19 protein-coding genes and 2 tRNA genes are annotated in these 20,055 nt (G+C 69.4%); 8 read left to right on the top strand and 13 right to left on the bottom strand.

The features are described from left to right. Window positions 1–117 precede the first annotated feature (117 nt). Window positions 118–1,527: a 30S ribosomal protein S12 methylthiotransferase RimO gene (gene rimO, locus CS062_RS05965; RefSeq protein ID WP_099860520.1), complete on the bottom strand. Its 1,410-nt coding sequence runs from the start codon at window positions 1,525–1,527 to the stop codon at window positions 118–120. Between the two features lie 169 nt (window positions 1,528–1,696). Between rimO and CS062_RS05960 the strand changes: the two genes are divergently transcribed. Beyond that, the gene (locus tag CS062_RS05960) at window positions 1,697–2,164 is read left to right on the top strand and encodes a GFA family protein (RefSeq protein ID WP_099860519.1); all 468 of its coding nucleotides are present in this window, start codon (window positions 1,697–1,699) and stop codon (window positions 2,162–2,164) included. 30 nt (window positions 2,165–2,194) lie between these two features. Here the strand turns inward: CS062_RS05960 and phaR are convergent, their stop codons facing one another. The 4 genes from phaR to CS062_RS05940 form a co-directional block, all read right to left on the bottom strand. Further along, on the bottom strand, window positions 2,195–2,776 hold the full coding sequence (gene phaR / locus CS062_RS05955; RefSeq protein ID WP_099860518.1) for a polyhydroxyalkanoate synthesis repressor PhaR: 582 nt from the start codon (window positions 2,774–2,776) through the stop codon (window positions 2,195–2,197). Window positions 2,777–2,876: 100 nt separating this feature from the next. Then, window positions 2,877–3,881 carry a Bug family tripartite tricarboxylate transporter substrate binding protein gene (locus tag CS062_RS05950; protein ID WP_233217929.1) on the bottom strand — a complete coding sequence of 335 codons (1,005 nt, stop codon included), beginning with the start codon at window positions 3,879–3,881 and terminating at the stop codon, window positions 2,877–2,879. Between the two features lie 178 nt (window positions 3,882–4,059). Then, complete coding sequence (locus CS062_RS05945; RefSeq protein ID WP_199174177.1) at window positions 4,060–5,091, bottom strand: LacI family DNA-binding transcriptional regulator; 1,032 nt, start codon at window positions 5,089–5,091, stop codon at window positions 4,060–4,062. A gap of 32 nt (window positions 5,092–5,123) precedes the next feature. Beyond that, entirely contained in the window at window positions 5,124–6,215 is a 1,092-nt protein-coding gene (locus CS062_RS05940; RefSeq protein WP_233217928.1) for an acetyltransferase domain-containing protein, read from the bottom strand. Between the two features lie 31 nt (window positions 6,216–6,246). On the opposite strand from CS062_RS05940, the gene CS062_RS26770 reads away from it, so the two are divergent. After that, window positions 6,247–6,501, top strand: coding sequence for a hypothetical protein (locus CS062_RS26770; protein WP_233217927.1), 255 nt, complete (start codon window positions 6,247–6,249; stop codon window positions 6,499–6,501). Here CS062_RS26770 and CS062_RS05935 read toward each other — a convergent pair. Further along, a complete protein-coding gene (locus tag CS062_RS05935; RefSeq protein WP_233217926.1) occupies window positions 6,473–8,470 on the bottom strand; it encodes a TonB-dependent siderophore receptor in 1,998 nt (665 codons plus the stop codon). The two genes, CS062_RS26770 and CS062_RS05935, sit on opposite strands and share 29 nt — an antisense overlap. A gap of 368 nt (window positions 8,471–8,838) precedes the next feature. After that, window positions 8,839–9,513 (bottom strand): DUF2946 family protein, encoded by a 675-nt coding sequence (locus CS062_RS05930; RefSeq protein WP_143742259.1) that lies wholly within the window; start codon window positions 9,511–9,513, stop codon window positions 8,839–8,841. 14 nt (window positions 9,514–9,527) lie between these two features. Here CS062_RS05930 and CS062_RS05925 point away from each other — a divergent pair, with 14 nt between their 5' ends. The 3 genes from CS062_RS05925 to CS062_RS05915 are packed head-to-tail and all read left to right on the top strand — an operon-like array spanning window position 9,528 to window position 11,932. Continuing rightward, a complete protein-coding gene (locus CS062_RS05925) occupies window positions 9,528–10,304 on the top strand; it encodes a DeoR/GlpR family DNA-binding transcription regulator (protein ID WP_099860514.1) in 777 nt (258 codons plus the stop codon). Window positions 10,305–10,355: 51 nt separating this feature from the next. Further along, window positions 10,356–11,552 carry an MFS transporter gene (locus tag CS062_RS05920; protein ID WP_099860513.1) on the top strand — a complete coding sequence of 399 codons (1,197 nt, stop codon included), beginning with the start codon at window positions 10,356–10,358 and terminating at the stop codon, window positions 11,550–11,552. After that, window positions 11,549–11,932: a VOC family protein gene (locus tag CS062_RS05915; RefSeq protein WP_099860512.1), complete on the top strand. Its 384-nt coding sequence runs from the start codon at window positions 11,549–11,551 to the stop codon at window positions 11,930–11,932. Before CS062_RS05920 ends, CS062_RS05915 begins: the two co-directional genes overlap by 4 nt. A 175-nt stretch (window positions 11,933–12,107) precedes the next feature. On the opposite strand, the gene CS062_RS05910 is transcribed toward CS062_RS05915, so the two are convergent. From CS062_RS05910 to CS062_RS05895, 4 genes are all read right to left on the bottom strand, one after another. Beyond that, a tRNA-Val gene (locus tag CS062_RS05910) sits at window positions 12,108–12,184 on the bottom strand. A 104-nt stretch (window positions 12,185–12,288) separates the two neighbouring features. Beyond that, window positions 12,289–12,365: transfer RNA gene (locus tag CS062_RS05905), tRNA-Val, on the bottom strand. 70 nt (window positions 12,366–12,435) lie between these two features. Next, entirely contained in the window at window positions 12,436–14,709 is a 2,274-nt protein-coding gene (locus CS062_RS05900; protein WP_099860511.1) for a RelA/SpoT family protein, read from the bottom strand. A 45-nt stretch (window positions 14,710–14,754) separates the two neighbouring features. Next, window positions 14,755–15,621: an alpha/beta fold hydrolase gene (locus CS062_RS05895; protein WP_099860510.1), complete on the bottom strand. Its 867-nt coding sequence runs from the start codon at window positions 15,619–15,621 to the stop codon at window positions 14,755–14,757. A gap of 48 nt (window positions 15,622–15,669) precedes the next feature. Here CS062_RS05895 and CS062_RS05890 point away from each other — a divergent pair, with 48 nt between their 5' ends. After that, a complete protein-coding gene (locus CS062_RS05890; RefSeq protein ID WP_099860509.1) occupies window positions 15,670–16,440 on the top strand; it encodes a 3-hydroxybutyrate dehydrogenase in 771 nt (256 codons plus the stop codon). 65 nt (window positions 16,441–16,505) lie between these two features. On the opposite strand, the gene CS062_RS05885 is transcribed toward CS062_RS05890, so the two are convergent. After that, a complete protein-coding gene (locus CS062_RS05885) occupies window positions 16,506–17,243 on the bottom strand; it encodes an SIMPL domain-containing protein (protein WP_099860508.1) in 738 nt (245 codons plus the stop codon). Between the two features lie 226 nt (window positions 17,244–17,469). Between CS062_RS05885 and ompR the strand changes: the two genes are divergently transcribed. Together ompR and CS062_RS05875 are read left to right on the top strand one after the other, a co-directional pair. Continuing rightward, window positions 17,470–18,198 carry an osmolarity response regulator transcription factor OmpR gene (gene ompR / locus CS062_RS05880; RefSeq protein ID WP_091732051.1) on the top strand — a complete coding sequence of 243 codons (729 nt, stop codon included), beginning with the start codon at window positions 17,470–17,472 and terminating at the stop codon, window positions 18,196–18,198. An 86-nt stretch (window positions 18,199–18,284) separates the two neighbouring features. Continuing rightward, on the top strand, window positions 18,285–19,610 hold the full coding sequence (locus CS062_RS05875; protein ID WP_099860507.1) for an ATP-binding protein: 1,326 nt from the start codon (window positions 18,285–18,287) through the stop codon (window positions 19,608–19,610). A 24-nt stretch (window positions 19,611–19,634) separates the two neighbouring features. Here CS062_RS05875 and CS062_RS05870 read toward each other — a convergent pair whose 3' ends face one another. Next, the gene (locus CS062_RS05870) at window positions 19,635–20,054 is read right to left on the bottom strand and encodes a GNAT family N-acetyltransferase (RefSeq protein ID WP_099860506.1); all 420 of its coding nucleotides are present in this window, start codon (window positions 20,052–20,054) and stop codon (window positions 19,635–19,637) included. Between the last annotated feature and the right edge of the window lies 1 nt (window position 20,055).

The following is a 20,055-nucleotide window of genomic DNA, read 5'->3' as shown; positions in this document are numbered from 1 at the left end:
TCTGCGGCAGCCGCGACGGCCCGTGCGCCAGCAATGACAACGCCGGCACGAGGCCGGCGTGGCTGGTGAGCGGCGGGGCGCCCGCGATGCGCAGGCCCGGGAGGCGCGCGCCGTCGATCAGATCGGCAGCGCGATCAGGTCATGCCCCTCGGCGCCGACGATGCGGGCGCGGGTGAATTCGCCCACGCGGAGCTGCTTGCTGGCCTTCTCGGGCGGCAGCAGGCGGACGGTGCCGTCGATCTCCGGCGCGTCGGCATACGAGCGGCCGACGCCGCCCTTGCGGCCCAGCGCGGGCGCCGAGTCGACCAGCACCTGCATCGTCGCGCCGATGCGGCGCTGCAGCTTGGCGATCGACACCTCCTCGGCCACCGCCATGAAGCGCGCGCGGCGCTCCTCGCGGACCTCGTCGGGAAGCGCGCCCTCCAGGGCATTGGCCGGCGCGCCATCGATCGGCGAGTAGGCGAAGCAGCCGGCGCGGTCGATCTGCGCCTCGCGCATGAAGTCCAGCAGGTACTGGAACTCGGCCTCGGTCTCGCCGGGGAAGCCGGCGATGAAGGTGGAGCGGATCACCAGTTCGGGACAGATCTCGCGCCAGCGCTGGATGCGCTCGAGGTTCTTCTCGCCGTTGGCCGGGCGCTTCATGCGCTTGAGCACGTCGGGATGGGCGTGCTGGAACGGGACATCCAGGTAGGGAAGGATGAGGCCCTCGGCCATCATCGGCAGCACCTCGTCGACATGCGGGTACGGATAGACGTAGTGCAGCCGGACCCAGGCGCCATAGGGCTTGGCGATCTCGCCGAGCTGGGCGACCAGGTCGAACATGCGGGTCTTGACCGGCTTGCCGTCCCAGAAGCCGGTGCGGTACTTGATGTCGACGCCGTAGGCGCTGGTGTCCTGGCTGATGACCAGCAGCTCCCGGACGCCGGACTCGAACAGCGCCTTGGCCTCGGACAGCACGTCGCCGATCGGACGCGAGACCAGGTCGCCGCGCATGCTGGGGATGATGCAGAAGCTGCAGCGGTGGTTGCAGCCTTCGGAGATCTTCAGGTAGGCGTAGTGCTTGGGCGTGAGCTTGATGCCGGCCACGCCGCGGGCCTCGGGAACGAGGTCGATGAACGGATCGTGCGGCTTGGGGACGTGGGTGTGGACCGCGTCCATCACTTCCTGCGTCGCATGCGGGCCGGTGACGGCCAGGACGCTGGGATGCACCTCGCGGACCATGTTGTCGGAGCTCGCCCCGGCCTTGGCGCCGAGGCAGCCGGTGACGATGACCTTGCCGTTCTCGGCCAGCGCCTCGCCAATGGTGTCCAGCGACTCCTTGACCGCGTCGTCGATGAAGCCGCAGGTGTTGACGATGACCAGGTCGGCGCCGGCGAAGGTCTTGGAGGTCTCGTAGCCCTCGGCGCGGAGCTGGGTGAGGATCAGTTCGGAATCGGTGAGCGCCTTGGGGCAGCCGAGCGAGACGAAACCGATCTTCGGAGCGGCAGCCTTCTTGTCGGCGGAGAGGTCGTAAGTCGTTGATTCCATTTGATTTCCGCCGGAGGGCCTGGCTGGGAGCTGGGGCGGCATTGTAAGCGAGCGCTCCCGGCCACGGGCAGGGCCGCCGCCGGTGCCCGTGATTTCCTCTGCGGCATCGGCGCCTTCGCCGGGGCATGCGACTTGCCGCGACCCGCCATCACGTCCCGGAGACCCGCCCATGCACCTCGAAGGCTCCTGCCACTGCGGCCGCATCCGCTTCTCGGTCGATTCGACCGAGCCTTGTCCGTTCCTGCGCTGCTACTGCTCGATCTGCCGCAAGACCGCCGGCACTGGCGGCTATGCGATCAACATCGGCGCCGACCACCGGACCTTCAAGCTCATCAAGGGCAAACGCGACCTGCGGGTCTACCGCGCGGTGATCGACGGCAAGGAGAGCTCCGGCCAGCGGCACTTCTGCGGCCGCTGCGGCACGGCCCTCTGGATCGAGGACGACCAGTGGCCCGACCAGATCTACCCGCATGCCAGCGCCATCGACACGCCCCTGCCCAAGCCGCCCGAGAACGTGCATGGGTTGCTCGACTCGAAGGCCGCATGGGTGGAGGTCGAAGGCCGGCCAGGCGACGAGCGCTTCGACCATTTCCCCGACGAGTCGCTCGCCGATTGGCATCGGCGGCACGGGCTGTAGCGCCGGCGGCTGCCGCCGGCCTTCAGTGCCTTACTTCTTGGGCGGTTGCGGCGGAAAGCCCGGCATGCCGGGGAAGATGTTGCCGGCGCTCTGGAACTGCTCCTGCATCTGCAGGAACAGGTTCTTGGACTGTTCCAGGTAGTTGCCCATCAGGCCCTGCATCATCGGCGCCTGGCCGCTCATGAACTGCGACCACAGCTGCGGGTCGAAACCCGCGCCCTTGCTCTGCTCGGCGAAGCGGGCCTGCATCTCGCCGAAGGCCTGCAGATTCTTTTCAAGATAGGCGCCCATCAGGCCCTGCATCGCATGGCCGTAGAAGCGGATGATCTGCGCCAGCAGCGGCGTCGAGAACATCGGCATCCCGCCCATCTCCTCCTCCAGGATGATCTGCAGCAGGATGGAGCGCGTCAGCTCCTCGCCCGACTTGGCGTCGCGGACCTCGAACACCTCGCCCTCGAGCACCATCTTCTTGACGTCCGCCAAGGTGATGTAGCTGCTGGTCTGGGTGTCGTAGAGCCGCCGGTTGGGGTACTTCTTCAGGACCCGCGGCCCCTTCGGTTGCGCGGGGTCCTCGCCGCCGGTTGCCGTCTTGCCGCGTCGGGCCGTCGCCATGCTGTCTCCTCTGAGGGTCTGAAACCCATTCTAGGAGGGGGTCGGTGAACGGCCCGACGGGTGATTTCCCTTGCTGTGCGGGAGACGGATCGGCCCGCGATCAGTCGGGCTTGACGTTGCCGTCCTTGATCACCTTCGCCCATCGCGCCTGCTCCGCCTTCTGGAACTCGGTGAATTGCGCCGGCGTGTTCGGCGCGTACTCCAGGCCGAGCGACTCCATCCTGGCCTTCACCTCGGGCTGCGCCACGATCTTCTGCACCTCCGCATTGAGCTTGGCGACGATGGCCGGCGGCGTACCGGCCGGCAGGTACAGCGCCTGCCAGCTCGACACATCGAAGCCGGGAACGCCGGCCTCCGCCAGCGTCGGCACGTCGGGCAGCTGCGCGCTGCGCCGGGCCGAGGTCACCGCCACCGCCTTGACCTTGCCCGCCTTGATCTGCGGCAACGCGACGGTGACGGTCTCGAAGCTCATCGGCACCTGGCCGCCCATGACGTCCTGGATCGCCGGCGCGCTGCCCTTGTAGGGGACATGCGTCAGGTCGGCGCCGGTCATCAGGCGGAAGACCTCGCCCGACAGGTGCTGCGACGTGCCCTGCCCCGCCGAGGCGAAGGTGATGTCGCCCGGCTTGGCCTTGGCCGCCGCGACGATGTCCTTCACCGTCCGGGCCTGCGCGCCCGGCCCGATCAGCAGCACGTTGGAGATCTTGCCCAGCAGGATCACCGGCGCGAAATCGCGGTCGGCCTTGTAGGGCATCCTGGGCATCAGCGCCGGGTTGATCGCATGCGTCGCGATCGTGCCCAGCAGCACGGTGTAGCCGTCCGGCGCCGCCTTGGCCACGCTGTCCGCGCCGAGCACGCCGCCCGCGCCGGCCTTGTTGTCGACGACGACGGTCTGCTTGAGCGCCACCTGCAGACGCGCGGCGATCTCCCGCGCCAGCACGTCGGAGGTCCCGCCCGGCGCGAACGGCACGATCAGCTTCACCGGCTGCGTCGGCCAGTTCGCGGCTTCCGTTGCGACCGCCGGGGTGGTCGTCATCGTCGCGCCGAGCACCATCGCCGCCGTGGCGGCCAGGAGCCGCACACGGCTCCGCTTCACCAGAGTCATCTCGCTTGTCTCCATCCATGACGGCACGGCCCTCGCCGACCTCGGCTTGGTACCGATACCATATTCTTGATGGCGAGGATGGTATCGGTACCGTACCTGACGTCAAGCGCGCGCTCATGGGGATTTCACCGGGTCGGCGGGTTTGGCCCCCCGCTCCCCGCCGGAGGGCGGGCGCGCCTCAGGCGCTGCCGCGCCGGACCAGCTCGAAGCCGATGTCGATCGCGCGGCGCTCGACCGGGCCGTTGGCGCGATCGAGGATGAAGCGCGCCGCCTGCCGCCCGATGGCGAAACCGTCGATGCGCACCGTGGTCAGCGCGGGTTCGAGGTCTCGGGCCAGCGCGAGGTCGCCGAAGCCGACGATGGCGAGGTCCTGCGGCACGCGCAGCCCGCGGGCCTGCGCCTCGATGAGGACGCCCAGCGCCAGCGAATCGGAGCTGCAGAACACCGCGTCGATGCCGTCGGGATGCGCGAGCAGTTCCGCCAGGCCGCGGCGACCGCTGCCCAGCGTGGTCGGCGTGGCGACGGTGGCGACCGGCACCTGCGCGACGCCCTGCGCGCGGGCCTGCTCCTGGAAGGCCCGGAAGCGACGCATCGCGCGCTCGTCGCTGCCGGCGACGCCCGCCAGCCGCCGGTAGCCGCGCTCGTGCAGATAGGCGGCCACCTTGCGGCCGACCTCCACATGGGAGAAACCGACCAGCATGTCGATCGGATCGTCGCTCTGGTCCCAGGTCTCGACCACCGGAACGCCGGCCGCGCGCAGGCGCGTGCGGGCCTGCTCGGAATGGCTGGTGCCGGTGAGCACCAGGCCGTCGGGCCGGCGCCCGATCATCGCGTCCAGCCAGGCGTCCTCGCGGGCGTTGTCGTAGCCGGTCTGGCCGAGCAGCACTTGATAGCCGGCCTCGAAGAGCGCCTCCGTCAGGCTCTGCACGGTGTCGAGGAAGACCGGCCCGGCGATCGTCGGGACGGCGACGCCGACCATGCGGCTCTTCATCGACGACAGCGCGCCCGCGAGCAGGTTGGGCACATAGCCGGTCTTGCGGACCGCCTCGGTGACCCGGCCGAGGACCTCGGGAGACACCTGCGACGGCGTGTTGATCGCGCGGGAGGCGGTGATCGGCGCCACACCCGCCAGTTGCGCGACGTCGCGCAGCGTGACGGCACCGCTGCCCTTGCGACGACGGGGACGGGGAAAGCTCTCGGTCTCTGCCATATGGGCGCCGATCATAGGGGCGCGCCGGCGCCTCAGAAGTACTTCACCCAGGCACGACGGGTGCGTCGCTTGTAGGCCGCGAAGGCCTTCACCGGCGGGTACAGCAGCGGGATCAGCGCGAGCCAGATCAGCCAGATCAGCGCGAACCGACCCTCGTCGATGCCCAGGCGCGTGCCCTGGTTGGGGCCGAGCACCGCGAGCGCCACGCGGTAGCCGATCAGCAGCAGGTACAGGTGGAGCAGGTAATAGAACATCGGCGCGCCGCCGAAGACGGCGCAGACCCGGGCGAAGGCTCCGCGCGCGCGCTCGAGCACGGCCAGCAGCGCCAGTCCGATGCCCAGCGTCAGCAGCAGGAAGTCCAGCGACGGCGGGTACTTCGTGAAGTTGAGCCACGACATCGCGGTCTCCAGCGTCGAGGCGCCGCGAACCCACGGCGCGTTCTCGCCGTAGAGATTGAAGCCGCGCAGCAGCGCCAGCAGCGACAGGCAGGCCGCCGCGATCGCCAGCAGCGCGCGACGACGTCGGTCCGAGTCCGAGGCCCGCGCGAACAGCGGCCCCATCGCGAAGCCCAGCAGGATCACGCCCACCCACGGCAGCGCCGGATAGCTCACCCGCACGCGCACGAGGCCTTCCGGGATCAGCCAGTCGCGATGCAGCATCAGCGTCCACGGCGCGTGCCAGGGGCTGTCGGTGGCCACCACGACGCCGGCCAGCAGGTTGTGCCCACCGACGAGGGTCAGGCCGCTCGCCACCAGCAACCAGCGCGGCAGGCGCGACAGCATGGCCAGCGCCAGCATGCTGAAGCCGATCGCCCAGATCACCTGGAGATAGATCACCCCGAAGTGCCCGCTCCATGCGAAGGTCACCAGCGTCAGCTCCAACCCGATCAGCAGCAGTCCGCGCTTGAGCAGGAAGGCGCGCGCGTCGCGGCACGGCGCGCCATCGGGGTTCGCGTAGAGCCAGGCCGACAGCCCGGTCAGGAACACGAACACCGGCGCGCACAGGTGGGCCGCGAGCCGCGAGAAGAAGAGCTCCGGCGGCGTGCCCGGCACCGCCATCGGGTCGCTCACCTGCAGGTGCAGGTAGAAGGTCTCGCGGACGTGATCCAGCAGCATCACGATCATCACCAGACCGCGCAGCGCGTCGATCGAGGCGATGCGCGAGGCCGTCGACGCGATGCTCGTGCTCGTGCTCGTGCTCGTGCTCGTGCTCGTGCTCGTGCTCGTGCTCGTGCTCGTGCTCGTGCTGGACGCTCCCGCGGTCGCTTCGGCCGCAGCGGTCGTGGCCGCCGCGCCGGTTGCATCGGTCACAGTCGCTACGGTTGCCGCAGTTGCCGCGGTCGCAGTGGGCGTCGTCATGAGGCGGGTCGTCATCGGAGTCCTCAGAAGCCGTAGCGCGCCGACAGCGTGATGCCGCGCCCCGCGCCGGGAGCGACCCAGACCTGGCTGTAGGAGCTGGCGTAGTAGACCCGGTCCAGCAGGTTGTCGACGTCGAGCGCGAACGTCCACCGCCGGTCCGGACGATAGCTGGCGGTGAGCTTCCAGGTCGCGTAGCCGGGCAGCGTGAAGTCATCGGCGGCGCTCAGCGGCGCGACGGCGCCTTCCCGCTTCGCGACGAGATTCAGCCCGACGCCCGCCGTCGCCCGGCCGCTGCCCAGCGCGAAGCCGCGCACCAGCAGCAGGTTCGCGCTGTGCCGCGGCACATTGGCCAGTGCGCGCCCGACGAGGAACCGGTTGTTGTCCTCGGTCACCTGCGCGTCGGTGAAGGCATAGGCGAAGGACAGGCGCAGGTCCTGCGCCAGCTCGCCGCCGATATCGAGTTCGACGCCCTGGCTGCGCACCTCGCCGGCGGCGACGGAGAAGTTGTTGGGATCGGTCGGATCGGGCGTCAGCACATTGTTCTTGGCGATCCGGTACACGGCCAGCGTTGCCGACAGCCGGCCGTCGGCGGCATCGAACTTCGCACCCGCTTCCGCCGATCGCCCCTGCTCCGCCGGGAATGGCGTGTAGTCGCGGCTCACGCCGCTGTTGGGCCGGAAGCTGCGGGCGGTCGTCGCATACAGCGCCAGCGTCGGGCCGGGCTGATAGACGATGCCCGCGCGCGGCGAGGTCGCGCCCAGCGACTGGGCGGTGGTGACGTCGTTGCGGCGGTTGAGCAGCGACTGGTCGTAGCGGTCGTGACGCACACCCAGCAGCAGCTTCCACCGCTGGCCCAGATCGATCTGGTCCTGCGCGTACAGCGCGCGAGCACGCTGGGTCTCGCGCGTCCGGTTGGTGAGCGCCATCGCCGGCGGCGACGCGCCATGGACGGGATCGAAGAGGTCGATCGGTGTGGAGGTCGCGACTCGGTACTGCTCGCGGTGGTCGACGAACCGGTAGGCATCCGCGCCAACCAGCAGGTGATGCACGAGTCCGGCGGCGCGCACCGTGCCCAGCAGTTCCAGGCGACCGGACAGGTCGGAGGCATCAAAGGCGCGCGTGCGACGTTGGCGCGTCAGCGTGCGGCCATCGGTTTGGACGAAGCGGGCTTCGGTCGCGGTGCCGTCCAGCGCGCTGTCGCGCTGGCTGAGCCCGCCCTGCAGCGACCAGTGCTCGCCGAGCTGGCGCTGGACGAAGAGCTGGTGCCCGGTGCTGTGGACGGTCGTCGGTCCGTCGCCGGGCTCGCCATAGAAGGCATGGCGCGGCACGCGACCCAGTTGTCCGTTCAGGGCGACGACGCCACGGTCGAAGGTCGCGGCCTGCCGCACCACCTCCAGTTCATACGAGACCGTCGTGTCCGCGTCAGGCATCCAGAGCAGCGACGGCGACAGCATCGAGCGGCGCGCCTCGACATGGTCCCGGTCGCTGCCAGTGTGCTCCCGGGCGGCGATCAGCCGATAGGCCAGGCGCTCGCTGATCGGACCGGTGGCATCGGCGGTCGTGCGGAAGCGGCCATGGCTGCCGATCGAGGTGCCGAGCGCGTACTCCGGCTCGAACAGCGGCTTCTTGGTCGTGATGTTGACGGTGCCGCCGGGCTCGCCGCGGCCGTACAGCGCCGAGGCCGGACCCTTGAGCACCTCGACCGACGCGGTGCTGGCGGTGTCGCGCAGGCCGTTGTAGCCGCGGCTCGAGCTGAAGCCATTGACCAGGTAGTCCGAGCCGAAGTTCGGATCGCCGGTGAAGCCGCGCATCGCGTAGCTGTCCCACAGGCCGCCGAGGTTGCTCTGGCGGGCGATGCCGCTGGCCAGGTCGAGCGCCTGGTCCAGGCGGGTGGCGCCGGCATCGGCGAGCAGCGTCTCGGACAGCACCCGCACGCTCTGCGGGATGTCGCGCACCGGTGTGTCGGTCTTCATCGCGCCGGTGACGACCAGCGTGCGATAGGGCTGGCGCGTGCCCCGCACGGTGACGGCATTCAGGGCGGCATCGGCGGCGGGCCCGGGTGGTGCAGCGGTCGGGGCAGCGGCCGGTGCATCAGCCCATGCAGCGCTGGGCGCAGCGATCGCAGTCGGCGCTGCGGACGCCGGCGCCGCGGGAGGCTCCGGGCTCGCCGCCTGCGCCCGGAGGCCGGGCGCGGTCAGCGCCAGTTGAAGGACGAGGATCGACGGCAGGGACAGGGGAAGAAGCGAAGACGCGCGCGCGCCTTCGGCACGCGGGAGGGCGAAAGAGGACATGGCAAGCGAGGAATGACCGCAGGGCGCGCGACGACAGGTCGGCGCCAACGTGCGTGATGAACCAGAGGGCGAAAGCGGGCGCGGGGCGCGCAGGCGGTTCAGGCGGCGGTCGGAGGGCCTCGCGGCTTCGCGACGCTCCAGTCGCGGGCAGGGATCTCGCCGCGGGGCCAGGCAACGGGCGGCGGACTCGCCTCGGCATGAGTCAGCAGCGAGGGCGGCGAGTGGCCGAGCGCGACGGCCTGCGCATGGAACAGGCACCACGCGCAGGTGTCCGTCTGCCCGCCGGCCTCGCCGCCGGCATCGGAGGCATCGGAGGCACCGACGGCATCTCCGGCATCGCTTCCCACATCAACGGCATTGCCCGGCAGAGCCGGGACGTCGCTTCTCGCCTGGTCGATGTCGATCGACCGGTCCACCGAGGTGGCCATCGCCACGACGCCGGACGGCGCGCCGATCGGCTGCGCCAAGTGCCACGCCTCATGCAGCGGACGGCCCAGCAGGCCGCATGCCAGCACGAGCAGCAGCAGCCAGGTGGTACGGAAGCGGCGAGTCGGGGACATCAGGAACAGAACAGCGGCGCCGGCAAGGGGCGGTCGAGCGGACCGGGCATTCTGCACGAGCTTCCGCCTGTCGCCTTCGTCGCGCCCTGCGCCCCGTCCCCCAGCACGGCAACGCCCGGCACCGGAGCGCTGGTGCCGCGCGATCGGAGCAGGTCGACGCTCCTCATTTTCAAAAGATGCACGTTTCTGCACGTTGTTTTCTTGTTTTTGCATGTTTATGATGAACCATGGACATCACGATTCCCCTGGCGCGACGCGACGCGATCCTTGAGCGACTGGAGCGGGGCGAGGCGGTCGTCGCCGCCGCGCTGGCGGTCGAATTCCAGGTCTCCGAGGATGCGATCCGGCGCGATCTGCGGTCCCTGGCCGCCGAAGGGCGATGCCGGCGCGTCTACGGTGGCGCCCTGCCCTTGTTGCCCGAAAGCAAGCCGATGGCGGCCCGCATCGACCAGGACCGCGACCGCAAGGCGGCGTTGGCCCGGCGGGCGGCCGCAACGGTGCAACCCGGCGAGTTCCTCTTCCTGGATGCCAGCAGCACCAACCTCGTGCTGGCCGAATTCCTGCCCGAGGATCACGTCGGGACGGTGGCCACCAACTCGATCGACATCGCCGCCGCGGTGCTGCGCCGTGGCGATCTCTCGCTCCTGATGGTCGGCGGCAGTGTCGATCCCGAGGTCGGTGGCTGCGTCGACGCGGCCGCGGTCCAGGCGGTGGGTGCGATGAACATCGACCGCTGCTTCGTCGGTGCCTGCGCCGTTTCGACCCGGACCGGCGTCAGCGCGGTCCACAGCGGCGATGCACAGTTCAAGCGCGCCCTGCTGTCCGCGAGCCAGGTCTGCATGGCCCTGATCACGAACGAGAAGTTCGAAGCCAGGGCGCCGCACCGGGTCGCGGCCGCGAAGGACCTCGACCACTTCGTCGTCGAACGGAATGCGCCGCTGAAGGCCCTCGATGCGCTGCGCAGCGCCGGCGCGCACGTCCTGAAAGCCGACCGCCCGACCTGAGCACGGTCCGCGTCGCGCAACTCTGCAGATTCATTGCATTGGTGAACGCCTATGACTTCCTCCGATAGTCCTGCATCCCGCCTGGCCACGCGCCTGGCGTTCTGGGTCGCAGGTTTTGGCGTCGCGGCATGGGCCCCACTGGTCCCGTTCGCGAAACAGCGCCTGCAGGTCGACGACGGCACGCTCGGCCTGCTGCTGCTGTGCCTGGGCATCGGCTCGGTGGCCGCGATGTCGAGAACCGGCCCGCTCTGCGCCCGCCATGGCAGCAAGCCGGTGATCGTCGCGGGCGGCGTGGGGATGATCCTGCTGCTGCCGCTGTTGTCGGTCGTCAGCACGACATGGCTGATGGCCTTGACCCTGCTCGGCTTCGGCGCGGCGCTCGGGTCGCTCGATGTGGCGATGAACGTCCATGCGGTCGAGGTCGAACGCGACGCGGGGCGGCCGATGATGTCCGGCTTCCATGCGCTGTTCAGCGTCGGCGGCTTCGCGGGCGCCGGGTTGGTGACGCTGATGCTGTCGCAAGCGGTCAGCCCCCTGGCGGCCACCCTGATCTGCGCGAGCCTGATGGCGGCGGCGATGATCGTCACCGCGCCGCGCCTGCTCGTCAGAGCCGCCGCTGCGCCGGCGGCGTCGACGGAGGGCTTGCTGGCTCTGCCACGAGGCCCCGTGGTGCTGCTGTCGGCGCTTGCGGCCGTGACCTTCCTCGTGGAGGGCGCCCTGCTCGACTGGAGTGCGCTGCTGCTCATGGACACCGGCCTGACCTCGGCGGAACGCGCGGGCCTCGGATACGCGCTGTTCGCCGTCGCGATGACGGTGGGGCGATTCGGTGGCGACGCCGTCACCACCCGCTTCGGCGACCGGGTAGTGGTGTTCTGGGGTGGCCTGACCGTTCTGCTCGGCTTCTTGCTCCTGCTCCTGGTCCGGCAAGTCGAGGTGGCCCTGGCCGGCTTCGTGCTCATCGGCCTGGGCGCATCGAACGTCGTGCCGGTGCTGTTCCGGCAAGCGGGCTCCCAGCAGGCCATGCCGGCGGCGCTCGCCATCTCGGCCGTCACGACGGTGGGATATGCCGGCTACCTCCTGGGCCCGGCGGTGCTGGGCTTCGTGTCCAGGCAGGCCGGCTTGCCGGCGGCATTCTGGATGCTGGCCGGGTTGATGGTCCTGGTGCCCCTCCTCGCGCGATCCGCGACCACCACCCCGGCGGTGGATGCGGATGCGCGTGCGCCCGAGGCGTCGAGAGGCACACCATGAAGCTGGCTCATGTGGCGCTCTGGACGCGAGACCTCGACGGCGCTGCCGCGTTCTGGGAGACCTACTTCGGAGCGATCGTGGGCGCGCCTTACCGCAGCCAACGACGGCCAGGCTTCGTGTCGCGATTCGCGGAGCTTCCAGGTGCCGCGGCCCGGATCGAGCTGATGACGGCGCCATGGCTGGAGGCCGCGGCCACGGAAGAGCGTCCGGGGTGGGACCACGTCGCGGTCTCCGTGGGGAGCGCCGCCGCGGTCGACGAGCTCGCCGCTCGCTGCGCCGCTGACGGCCGGCTGGTCTCGGCGCCCCGCCTGACGGGCGATGGCTACTACGAGGCGGTGCTGGCGATGCCGGACGGGACTCGCATCGAAGTGACCTCTTGAGGCGATGAGCGATGACGCTTGCGCCGAACGAGGCGCCGCCGTGTGCAGATGGCCGGGTGCGGCAGCACCCACGTTGCGCCGCAAGCGCCCTACCTGAGCGGCGACCCAAGCCGGCGGCCGGACGAAAAAAAAGCACCTGGCGTTGCCGCCGGGTGCTTGGGTCATCTACCAATTCTGGTAGGCGCGATTGGATTCGAACCAACGACCCCCACCATGTCAAGGTGGTGCTCTAACCAACTGAGCTACGCGCCTGAAATACTCGGCCAGCGGTGGTCAACCCACTGGTCCGCAAAACAAATCGCCCGTTTGAAGCGGGCGATCTGCTGAGGTGTCCCGAAGGACTTGCCTACCAATTCTGGTAGGCGCGATTGGATTCGAACCAACGACCCCCACCATGTCAAGGTGGTGCTCTAACCAACTGAGCTACGCGCCTGAAGAGCCTCGTAGTATATGCCGGATTTTTGCGTCCGTCCAGGAAGCGGCAGAAAAAGATCCCTCGCCCTTCAGCGTCGGCGCGCGCTGCGCACGCCGCTCACCTGCGAGAGCGCCACCAGCGTCTGCTGCAACCGCTGCGCATCGCTCACTTCGACAGTGAAATTCATCCGCGACAGATCACTGCGCGCCGGCTTGCCCTTGCCGCTCTGCTGGTTCACCGACACCACGTTCAGCTTGTCCTTGGCGAACAGCTCCAGCACATCGCGCAGCAGCCCCGGACGGTCCGCCGCCTCGACGACGAGGTCCACCGGATAGAGCGCGCCCTTGCCCGCCCGGTCCGGCGCGGGCTCGCCCCAGGCCACCGCGATCACGCGCTCCGGCGCGGACTGCGCCATCTGCCGGAGGTTGGCGCAGTCCGCGCGGTGGATCGCCACGCCCTTGCCGCGGGTCACATAGCCGGTGATCGGATCCGGCGGCGCCGGCCGGCAGCAGCGCGCCAGGCTCGTCAGCAGCGAGTCCACGCCCACCACGAGCACCCCGCCCTTGGGCGTGCGTCCTTCGCCGACAGCGCCCTTGGTGTGCTTCTGGACGAGCAGCTCTTCCTCGTCCGCCTCCGGCACCGGCGGACGCAGCAAGGTTTCGATGTTGCGCAGCGAGTACTCGTCCTTGCCGACGACCTCGAACAGCGCGTCCGCGCTCTTGAAGCCGAGCCGGCCGGCCAGGTCGTCCAGCTTGATCGCCGTCTTGCCCTCGCGCTGCAGCAGCTTCTCGACGAGTTCTCGCCCCTTGGCGATCGTCTGCGACTGCACCTGCGCGTTGAACCAGGCGCGGACCTTGGCCTTGCTGCGCTGGCTCTGCAGATAACCCAGCTCCGGATTGAGCCAGTCCAGCGACGGGCCGCCCTCCTTCAGCGCGACGATCTCCACCGTCTGCCCGCTCTGCAGCGGAGTGTTCAGCGGCACCATCTGGCCGTCGACCTTGGCGCCGCGGCAGCGATGCCCGAGGTCGGTGTGCACCGCGTAGGCGAAGTCCACCGCGGTCGCGCCCGCGCACAGCTCGACCACGTTGGCCTGCGGCGTGAACACGTAGATGCGGTCATCGAAGCTCGGCCCGCTCTCCGCGACGTAATCGCGCTCCCAGGCCAGCAGTTGCCGCAGCACCGCCTTGCGCGCCTGCGCGACCTGTTCCTCGAATTCCCCCGCGGCGCTGACGCCGGCGTAGCCCTTGGTACCGGCTTCCTTGTAGGCCCAGTGGGCGGCGACGCCATGCTCGGCATGCTCATGCATCGACCGCGTGCGGATCTGCACCTCCATCGGCCGGCCGTCCGCCGCGATCACCACCGTGTGCAGCGACTGGTAGCCATTGGGCTTGGGGCGCGCGATGTAGTCGTCGAACTCACCGTCCACCGGCTTGTAGAGTTCGTGCAGCCGTGCCAGCACCGCATAGCAATCCGCCACCTCGGGCACCACGACGCGCAGCGCGCGCAGGTCGAAGACGCGCTCGAGCGTGAGGCCCTTGCCGCGCATCTTTTTCCAGATGCTGTACAGGTGCTTGGGCCGCCCCTGCACCTGCGCCGCGATGCCATGGGCCTGCAGTTCGCGCTCCAGCGCGGCGCGCACCGACTCCACCGACTGCTCGCGCTCGACCCGCTTCTCGTGCAGGCCCTTGGCGAGCTGGTGGTAGTGCTCCGGCTCCAGGAAGCGGAAAGCCAGGTCCTCCAGCTCCCACTTGATCTGCCAGATGCCCAGCCGGTTGGCCAGCGGCGCGAACACCTGCAGCGATTCCGCCGCCAGCTCGCGCGGACACGGCGTCTTTGTCGCCGCGTACCAGCGCAGCGACTGCAGCCGCGACGCCAGCCGCAGCAGCACCACCCGCAGGTCGCGAGAGAACGCCAGCAGCATCTTGCGCACCAGCTCGGTCTGCTCCTGCCGGCGCTGCTCCTCGACGCGCGCCTCGCGGGCAGCCCGCTGGATCTGCACCAGGCGACGCGTGTGCGCCACCAGGCTCGCGTCGCTCTCGCCGAAGGCCTTGGCGACGATCTCCTCGGGCTTGTTCAGGTAGTCGCCGGCATACACCAGGTAGGAGGCGGCCTGCATCGACGGCGCCGCGCCGACGCCGGCCAGGATCGCCGCCACGCCGTCGGCGTGATCCAGCGCCGGTTCGCCGGTGCCCAGGCGGTGGTCCGCCAGCAGCGGCTCCGCGAACGCGCGGGCCCGGCGCACCGGGTCCGCGGTTTCCTCGGCGCGCGGTGGCGCGGCCGGCAAGCGATTGGGCAGGTCCCCGTCCAGCAGGGCCACGATGGGCGCCGCCTGGTCCTGCCGCAGCCCCAATTCCGTCTTCATTCGTCGTTCATCCGTGTCCTCGTGGCGCGATCCGCCGACGGGACGTCATCCGCGGTCGAGGAATCGCTCCACCACCTGGATCTGTTGTTCTTGCACCAGCGTCGGCGCATGGCCGACGCCCGGGAACTCGTGCAGTTCGGCGCGCGGACCGCGCTGCGTCATCAGTTCGGCCGTGGCCCGCGTGAGCAGGTCGGATTCGGCACCGCGCAGCAGCAGCGTCGGGCAGCGGACCGCGTCGTAGGCCGCCCAGAGCTGGGCCTCGCCGGCCTTGGCCAGCTCCGGCGTCAGGCCGGCCAGGCCCTGGCCGATGCGCGGGTCGTAGTGCAGCCGGCAGCGGTCGCCGTCGGGCTTGAACATCGCGCGCGACAGTGCCAGCCATTGCTCGTCGGTATGCGGGCCGAAGCCCTGCGAGATGCCGCGCAGGTAGTCGGCACCCTGCTGGCAGTTCTCGAACTGCGGCGCGCGTCCCAGGTAGCTGGCGATGCGCTGCAGCGCGACGAACTCGATGGTCGGCCCCACGTCGTTGAGGATCAGCCGCTTGATCGGGCTGGACGGCATCGCCGCCAGTGCCAGGCCGATCAAGCCGCCCATCGAGGTGCCGAGCCAGTCCACCTGCGTGACGCCGATGCGCGCCATCAGCGTCACCATGTCCGACACGTATTGCGGCAGCTGGTAGTTGCGCGGATCGCCCAGCCATTCCGACTCCCCGCGGCCCACCACATCGGGGCAGATCACCCGGAAGCGGTTGCTCAGGCGCCTGGCGATCACGTCGAAGTCGCGCCCCTGGCGCGAGAGGCCGTGCACGCACACCAGCACCCGCGGGTTGTCGGCCTGCCCCCATTCCCAATAGGCGACCTGGTGAAGGCCGCAAGGGCTCAGCGCCTGGACTTTTTTCAACAAGGGTTCAGACATCGCTCGTATCCTTTGCACCCATCCTAACAACCCTGAAGAGGACGCGGCATGCTGAAAGGAAAGACGGCCCTGGTCACCGGCTCGACGAGCGGCATCGGATTGGGGATTGCCCTGACCCTGGCCCGCCAGGGCGCGGACATCGTGCTCAACGGCTTCGGCGACCATGCGGGCCCGAAGGCCGAGGTCGAGGCGCTGGGGGTGAAGGTCGGTTATCACGGCGCCGACATGAGCAAGCCCGCCGAGATCGAAGCCATGATGGCCTACATCGACCAGCAGTTCGGCGGCTGCGACATCCTCGTCAACAACGCCGGCATCCAGCACGTCGCCAATGTCGACGAGTTCCCGCCCGAGAAATGGGATGCGATCCTGGCGATCAACCTCAGCTCCGCCTTCCACACGATGCGCCTGGCCCTGCCCGGCATGAAGAAGAAGCAGTGGGGCCGCGTCATCAACATCGCGTCGACGCATGGCCTGGTGGCCTCGGCCGGCAAGTCGGCCTACGTGGCGGCCAAGCATGGCCTGGTCGGCCTCACCAAGGCAGCGGCGCTGGAAACCGCCACGCTGCCGGTCACCGTCAACGCGATCTGCCCGGGCTGGGTGCTGACGCCGCTGGTCCAGAAGCAGATCGACGCGCGCAGTGAAAAGGACAAGCTCGATCCGGCCGAGGCCAAACGGCAGTTGCTCGCCGAGAAGCAGCCCTCGCTGCAGTTCACGACGCCGGAAGAGCTCGGCGCGCTGGCGGTGTTCCTGTGCTCGGACGCGGCGGTCAATGTCCGGGGCCAGGCCTGGGCGATGGACGGCGGCTGGACCGCGCAGTAAGCCGGACCCCGCACCAATGAAAACGCCCGGTCGAGCCGGGCGTTCTTCATTCAGGGGAGGCGTCTTCAGCGGGTCATCACCACATTGCCGCTGACATTGACCGTGACGGTGGCCTTGCCGGACTCGACCGGCAGCGCCTCGTCGGCGCTGGCCGCCATCGCCTTGAAGCGGGGCGCCGCGGCCATCATCACCGGCGTCGGCTGGTCGGCGTTGACGCTGACCTCGCCGATCCGGTAGCCGGCGTAGCCGAACTGCTGGGCATACACCGAAGCCTTGGCCTTGTAGCTGGCGATCGCCTGCGACACCACCTCGTTCTCGGCCTTCTCACGCGCCTCGCGCGACAGCCCATAGCTGACGTTGGCGATGGCCAGCGACTGGATGCGGCCGCTCAGCTTGGAGATGGCTTCCATGTCGCGGCCCTGCACCAGCAGTTCCACGCTGCCCTGCCAGCCGGTGATCTGCGGCGAACCGCTGGTGCCCGGCTTCACCTGGCCATAGCGGGGATAGACAGACAGATTGCCGGCCTGCAGGTCGACCTGGCCCGGCTTGGCGATCTTGCGGGCCTCGGCCAGCGCGGCGTCCAGGGCTTGCTTGAGCTCGTTCTGGACCGCGGCGGCCTCCTTGCCCTCGCGGGTCGTGGAGAAGCGCAGCTGGAGCAGGTCGCGGGCCACCTCGGTGGTGGCGGAGGCGCTCAGCGCCAGGACGTCGGTCTTCGCAGGTTCGGCATTCGAAATCACGGGCACCAGGGCGACCGCGCCAGCGGCGATCAGGGTACGAGCCAGCTTCTTGGAGGTTCGGATCATTCGGGTTCCTACGGAGAGTCCTCGGGGAGGCCAGCATAACGGGTGAGGAAACCGTCACGGTTGACCAGTTTTGCGTCCCTTTTGTAGGCCATTCGATCCCCCCTTGTGACTGCTCCAAGGCGCTGTTACAAAAGATGTAACCATCCAGTAAGGACTGCTGCATCCCGCAAACAGGCGGGAAAACTGCCCTTACAGTGCCGCTGTTACAAATTCCGGAGTGGCCGCCATGCAAAGCACAACCCGCCCTAACCGCATCCTGGTCGTGGACGACGATGCCCGCATCCGCGACCTGCTGCGCCGCTATCTCGCCCAGGAGGGCTTCGAGGTCCTGCTGGCCGAGGACAGCAAGGCGCTGAACAAGCAGCTGACCCGCGAGACCGTGGACCTGATCGTCCTGGACCTGATGCTCCCGGGCGAGGACGGCCTGTCGATCTGCCGCCGCCTGCGTGCCGCCGGCGACAACACGCCGATCATCATGCTGACCGCCAAGGTCGAGGAAGTGGACCGCATCGTCGGTCTGGAAGTCGGCGCCGACGACTACCTGGCCAAGCCCTTCAACCCCCGCGAACTGCTGGCCCGCATCAATGCGGTGCTGCGCCGCCGTCCGCCGCCGGAAGCGCCGGGCGCGCCGTCCAAGGAACCGATGACGGTCCAGTTCGGCCCGTTCGAGTTCGACCTGGCGCTGCGCCGCCTGGCCAAGAACGGCGAGCCGGTGCCGCTGACCACCGGCGAGTTCTCGATGCTCAAGGCGCTGGTGCGGCATCCGCGCCAGCCGCTGTCGCGCGACAAGCTGGCGATGCTGGCCCGCGGCCGCGAGTTCGAGCCGTTCGACCGCAGCCTGGACGTGCAGGTCTCGCGCCTGCGCAAGCTGCTGGAAGAGGATCCGGCGCAACCGCGCTTCATCCAGACGGTCTGGGGCGTGGGCTACGTCTTCGTGCCCGACGAAGCGGCCTGATCCCGCTGCCCGCCTGCCGCGCCGCGTGCGCAAGTCCGGAGGCCGGCGACGGTCGCCGGCCGATGCCCTGAAAGCCGTCGATTCCCGTGACCCCTCCCCGTCTGGCGCTCAACCTGTTCTGGCGCACTTTCGCGCTGCTGGCGCTGCTGCTGGCCGCGGGCGTGCTGGCCTGGCAACAGACCTTCAAGGCCCTGGAGGCCGAACCGAAGGCGCTCGAGGCCGCGCAGCAGCTGGCCGGCCTGGTGAACCTGTCGCGGGTGGCGCTCTCCAGCACCGACGCGATCAACCGGGTGGCGGTGGTCAAGTCGATCGCGCGCAGCGAGGCGGTGTCGGTCGAGGTGGCCGAGGCCACCGACCGCTGGCTCCCGTATGAGAACTCCCCCTTCGCGCAGCGCCTGCGCAAGGAACTCGTCTCGCGGCTGGGCCCGCAGACGGTGCTGGCCAGCGGCCTGAACGGGGTGCCCGGGCTGTGGGTGCGCTTCGACGTCGGCCCCGACCAGTTCTGGTTGCAGACCAATCCCGCGCCGCTGCAGGCCAACTTCTCCAGCAACTGGTGGTGGATCGCCATCGCGCTGGGCGCCTCGCTGCTGGGCGCGGCGGCCATCGCCCGGCTGATCAACCAGCCGCTGCGGGAACTGTCCATCGCCGCGAGCCGCATCCGCGAGGGCGAGTACGACTCGCGCCTGGACGAGAGCACGCTGACCAGCGAGATCCGGGAGGTCAACATGGGCTTCAACCGGATGGCGCGCGAGCTGGCGAAGATGGAAGAGGACCGCAGCGTGATGCTGGCGGGCATCTCGCATGACCTGCGCACGCCGCTGGCGCGCCTGCGGCTCGAGGCGGAGATGAGCGTCAACGACGAGCAGGCGCGGACCTACATCGCGCAGGACATCGACCAGCTCGACGCGATCATCAACAAGTTCATGGACTACGCGCGGCCGAGCGAGCTGCAGCTGCAGGCGCTCAACCTGCGCGAGCTGGTCGAGCGCGAGGCGCAGGGCTTCCGCGATCCGCAGCAGATCGTGATCAGCGTGCGGCTGTCCGCGGCGCTGCGCATCTGGACCGACCCGACCGAACTGGGCCGGATCCTGCTCAATCTCTTCGAGAACGCGCGCCGCTACGGCCATCACGGCGACGAGCCCGCGCGCGTGGACGTCACCGCCGAGGCCGACAGCGCGTGGGTCCTGCTGACGGTGCGCGACCACGGCCCAGGCGTGCCGCCGGACAAGCTGTCCAAGCTGACGACGCCCTTCTATCGGGGCGACACCGCCCGCACCGCCGCGACCGGCGCGGGCCTGGGCCTGGCGATCGTCGAGAAATCGGTGCAGCGCCTGGGCGCGCACCTGCGCCTGTCCAACGCCGACGACAGCGGCTTCGTCGCGCAGCTGCGCCTGAAGCGCGCCAGCGTCTGAGATTCAGGCAGCGGTCGCTGCGTCTCAGCGGCGCGAGAGCGCCATGCCGATCGATGCGGGTGCCGTCGGCTTGAAGCCGAATTTCGCATAGAGGTGCTGGGCATCGCCGTCCGCGATCAGGCTCACGTAGCCGCCTTCGGGCACGTGAGCATCAAGCCAGCCGCGGATCTCGGTCATGATCCGCTTGCCCAGGCCGCGCCCTTGATGAGCGGGCAGGACCGCGATGTCGCAGACCTGATAGAAGCAGCCGCCGTCGCCGATCACGCGGCCCATCGCCACCGGTTGCCCGCCGGCGTCAAGCAACTGGACTGCGAAGAGCGTGTTGGGCAGGCCGCGCGCGGCCGCTTCGGCGGACTTGTCGCTGAGGCCGCTGGCCACCCGCAAATGACGGTAGGTCGCGGCGTCGGGCGTCGCCAGGAGGACGGTGATGGCGGTGTCGTTCATG

This window comes from Roseateles chitinivorans, from assembly GCF_002761755.1.
GTDB lineage: Bacteria > Pseudomonadota > Gammaproteobacteria > Burkholderiales > Burkholderiaceae_C > Roseateles > Roseateles chitinivorans.
This window is presented reverse-complemented; position numbering and strand designations above follow the sequence as displayed.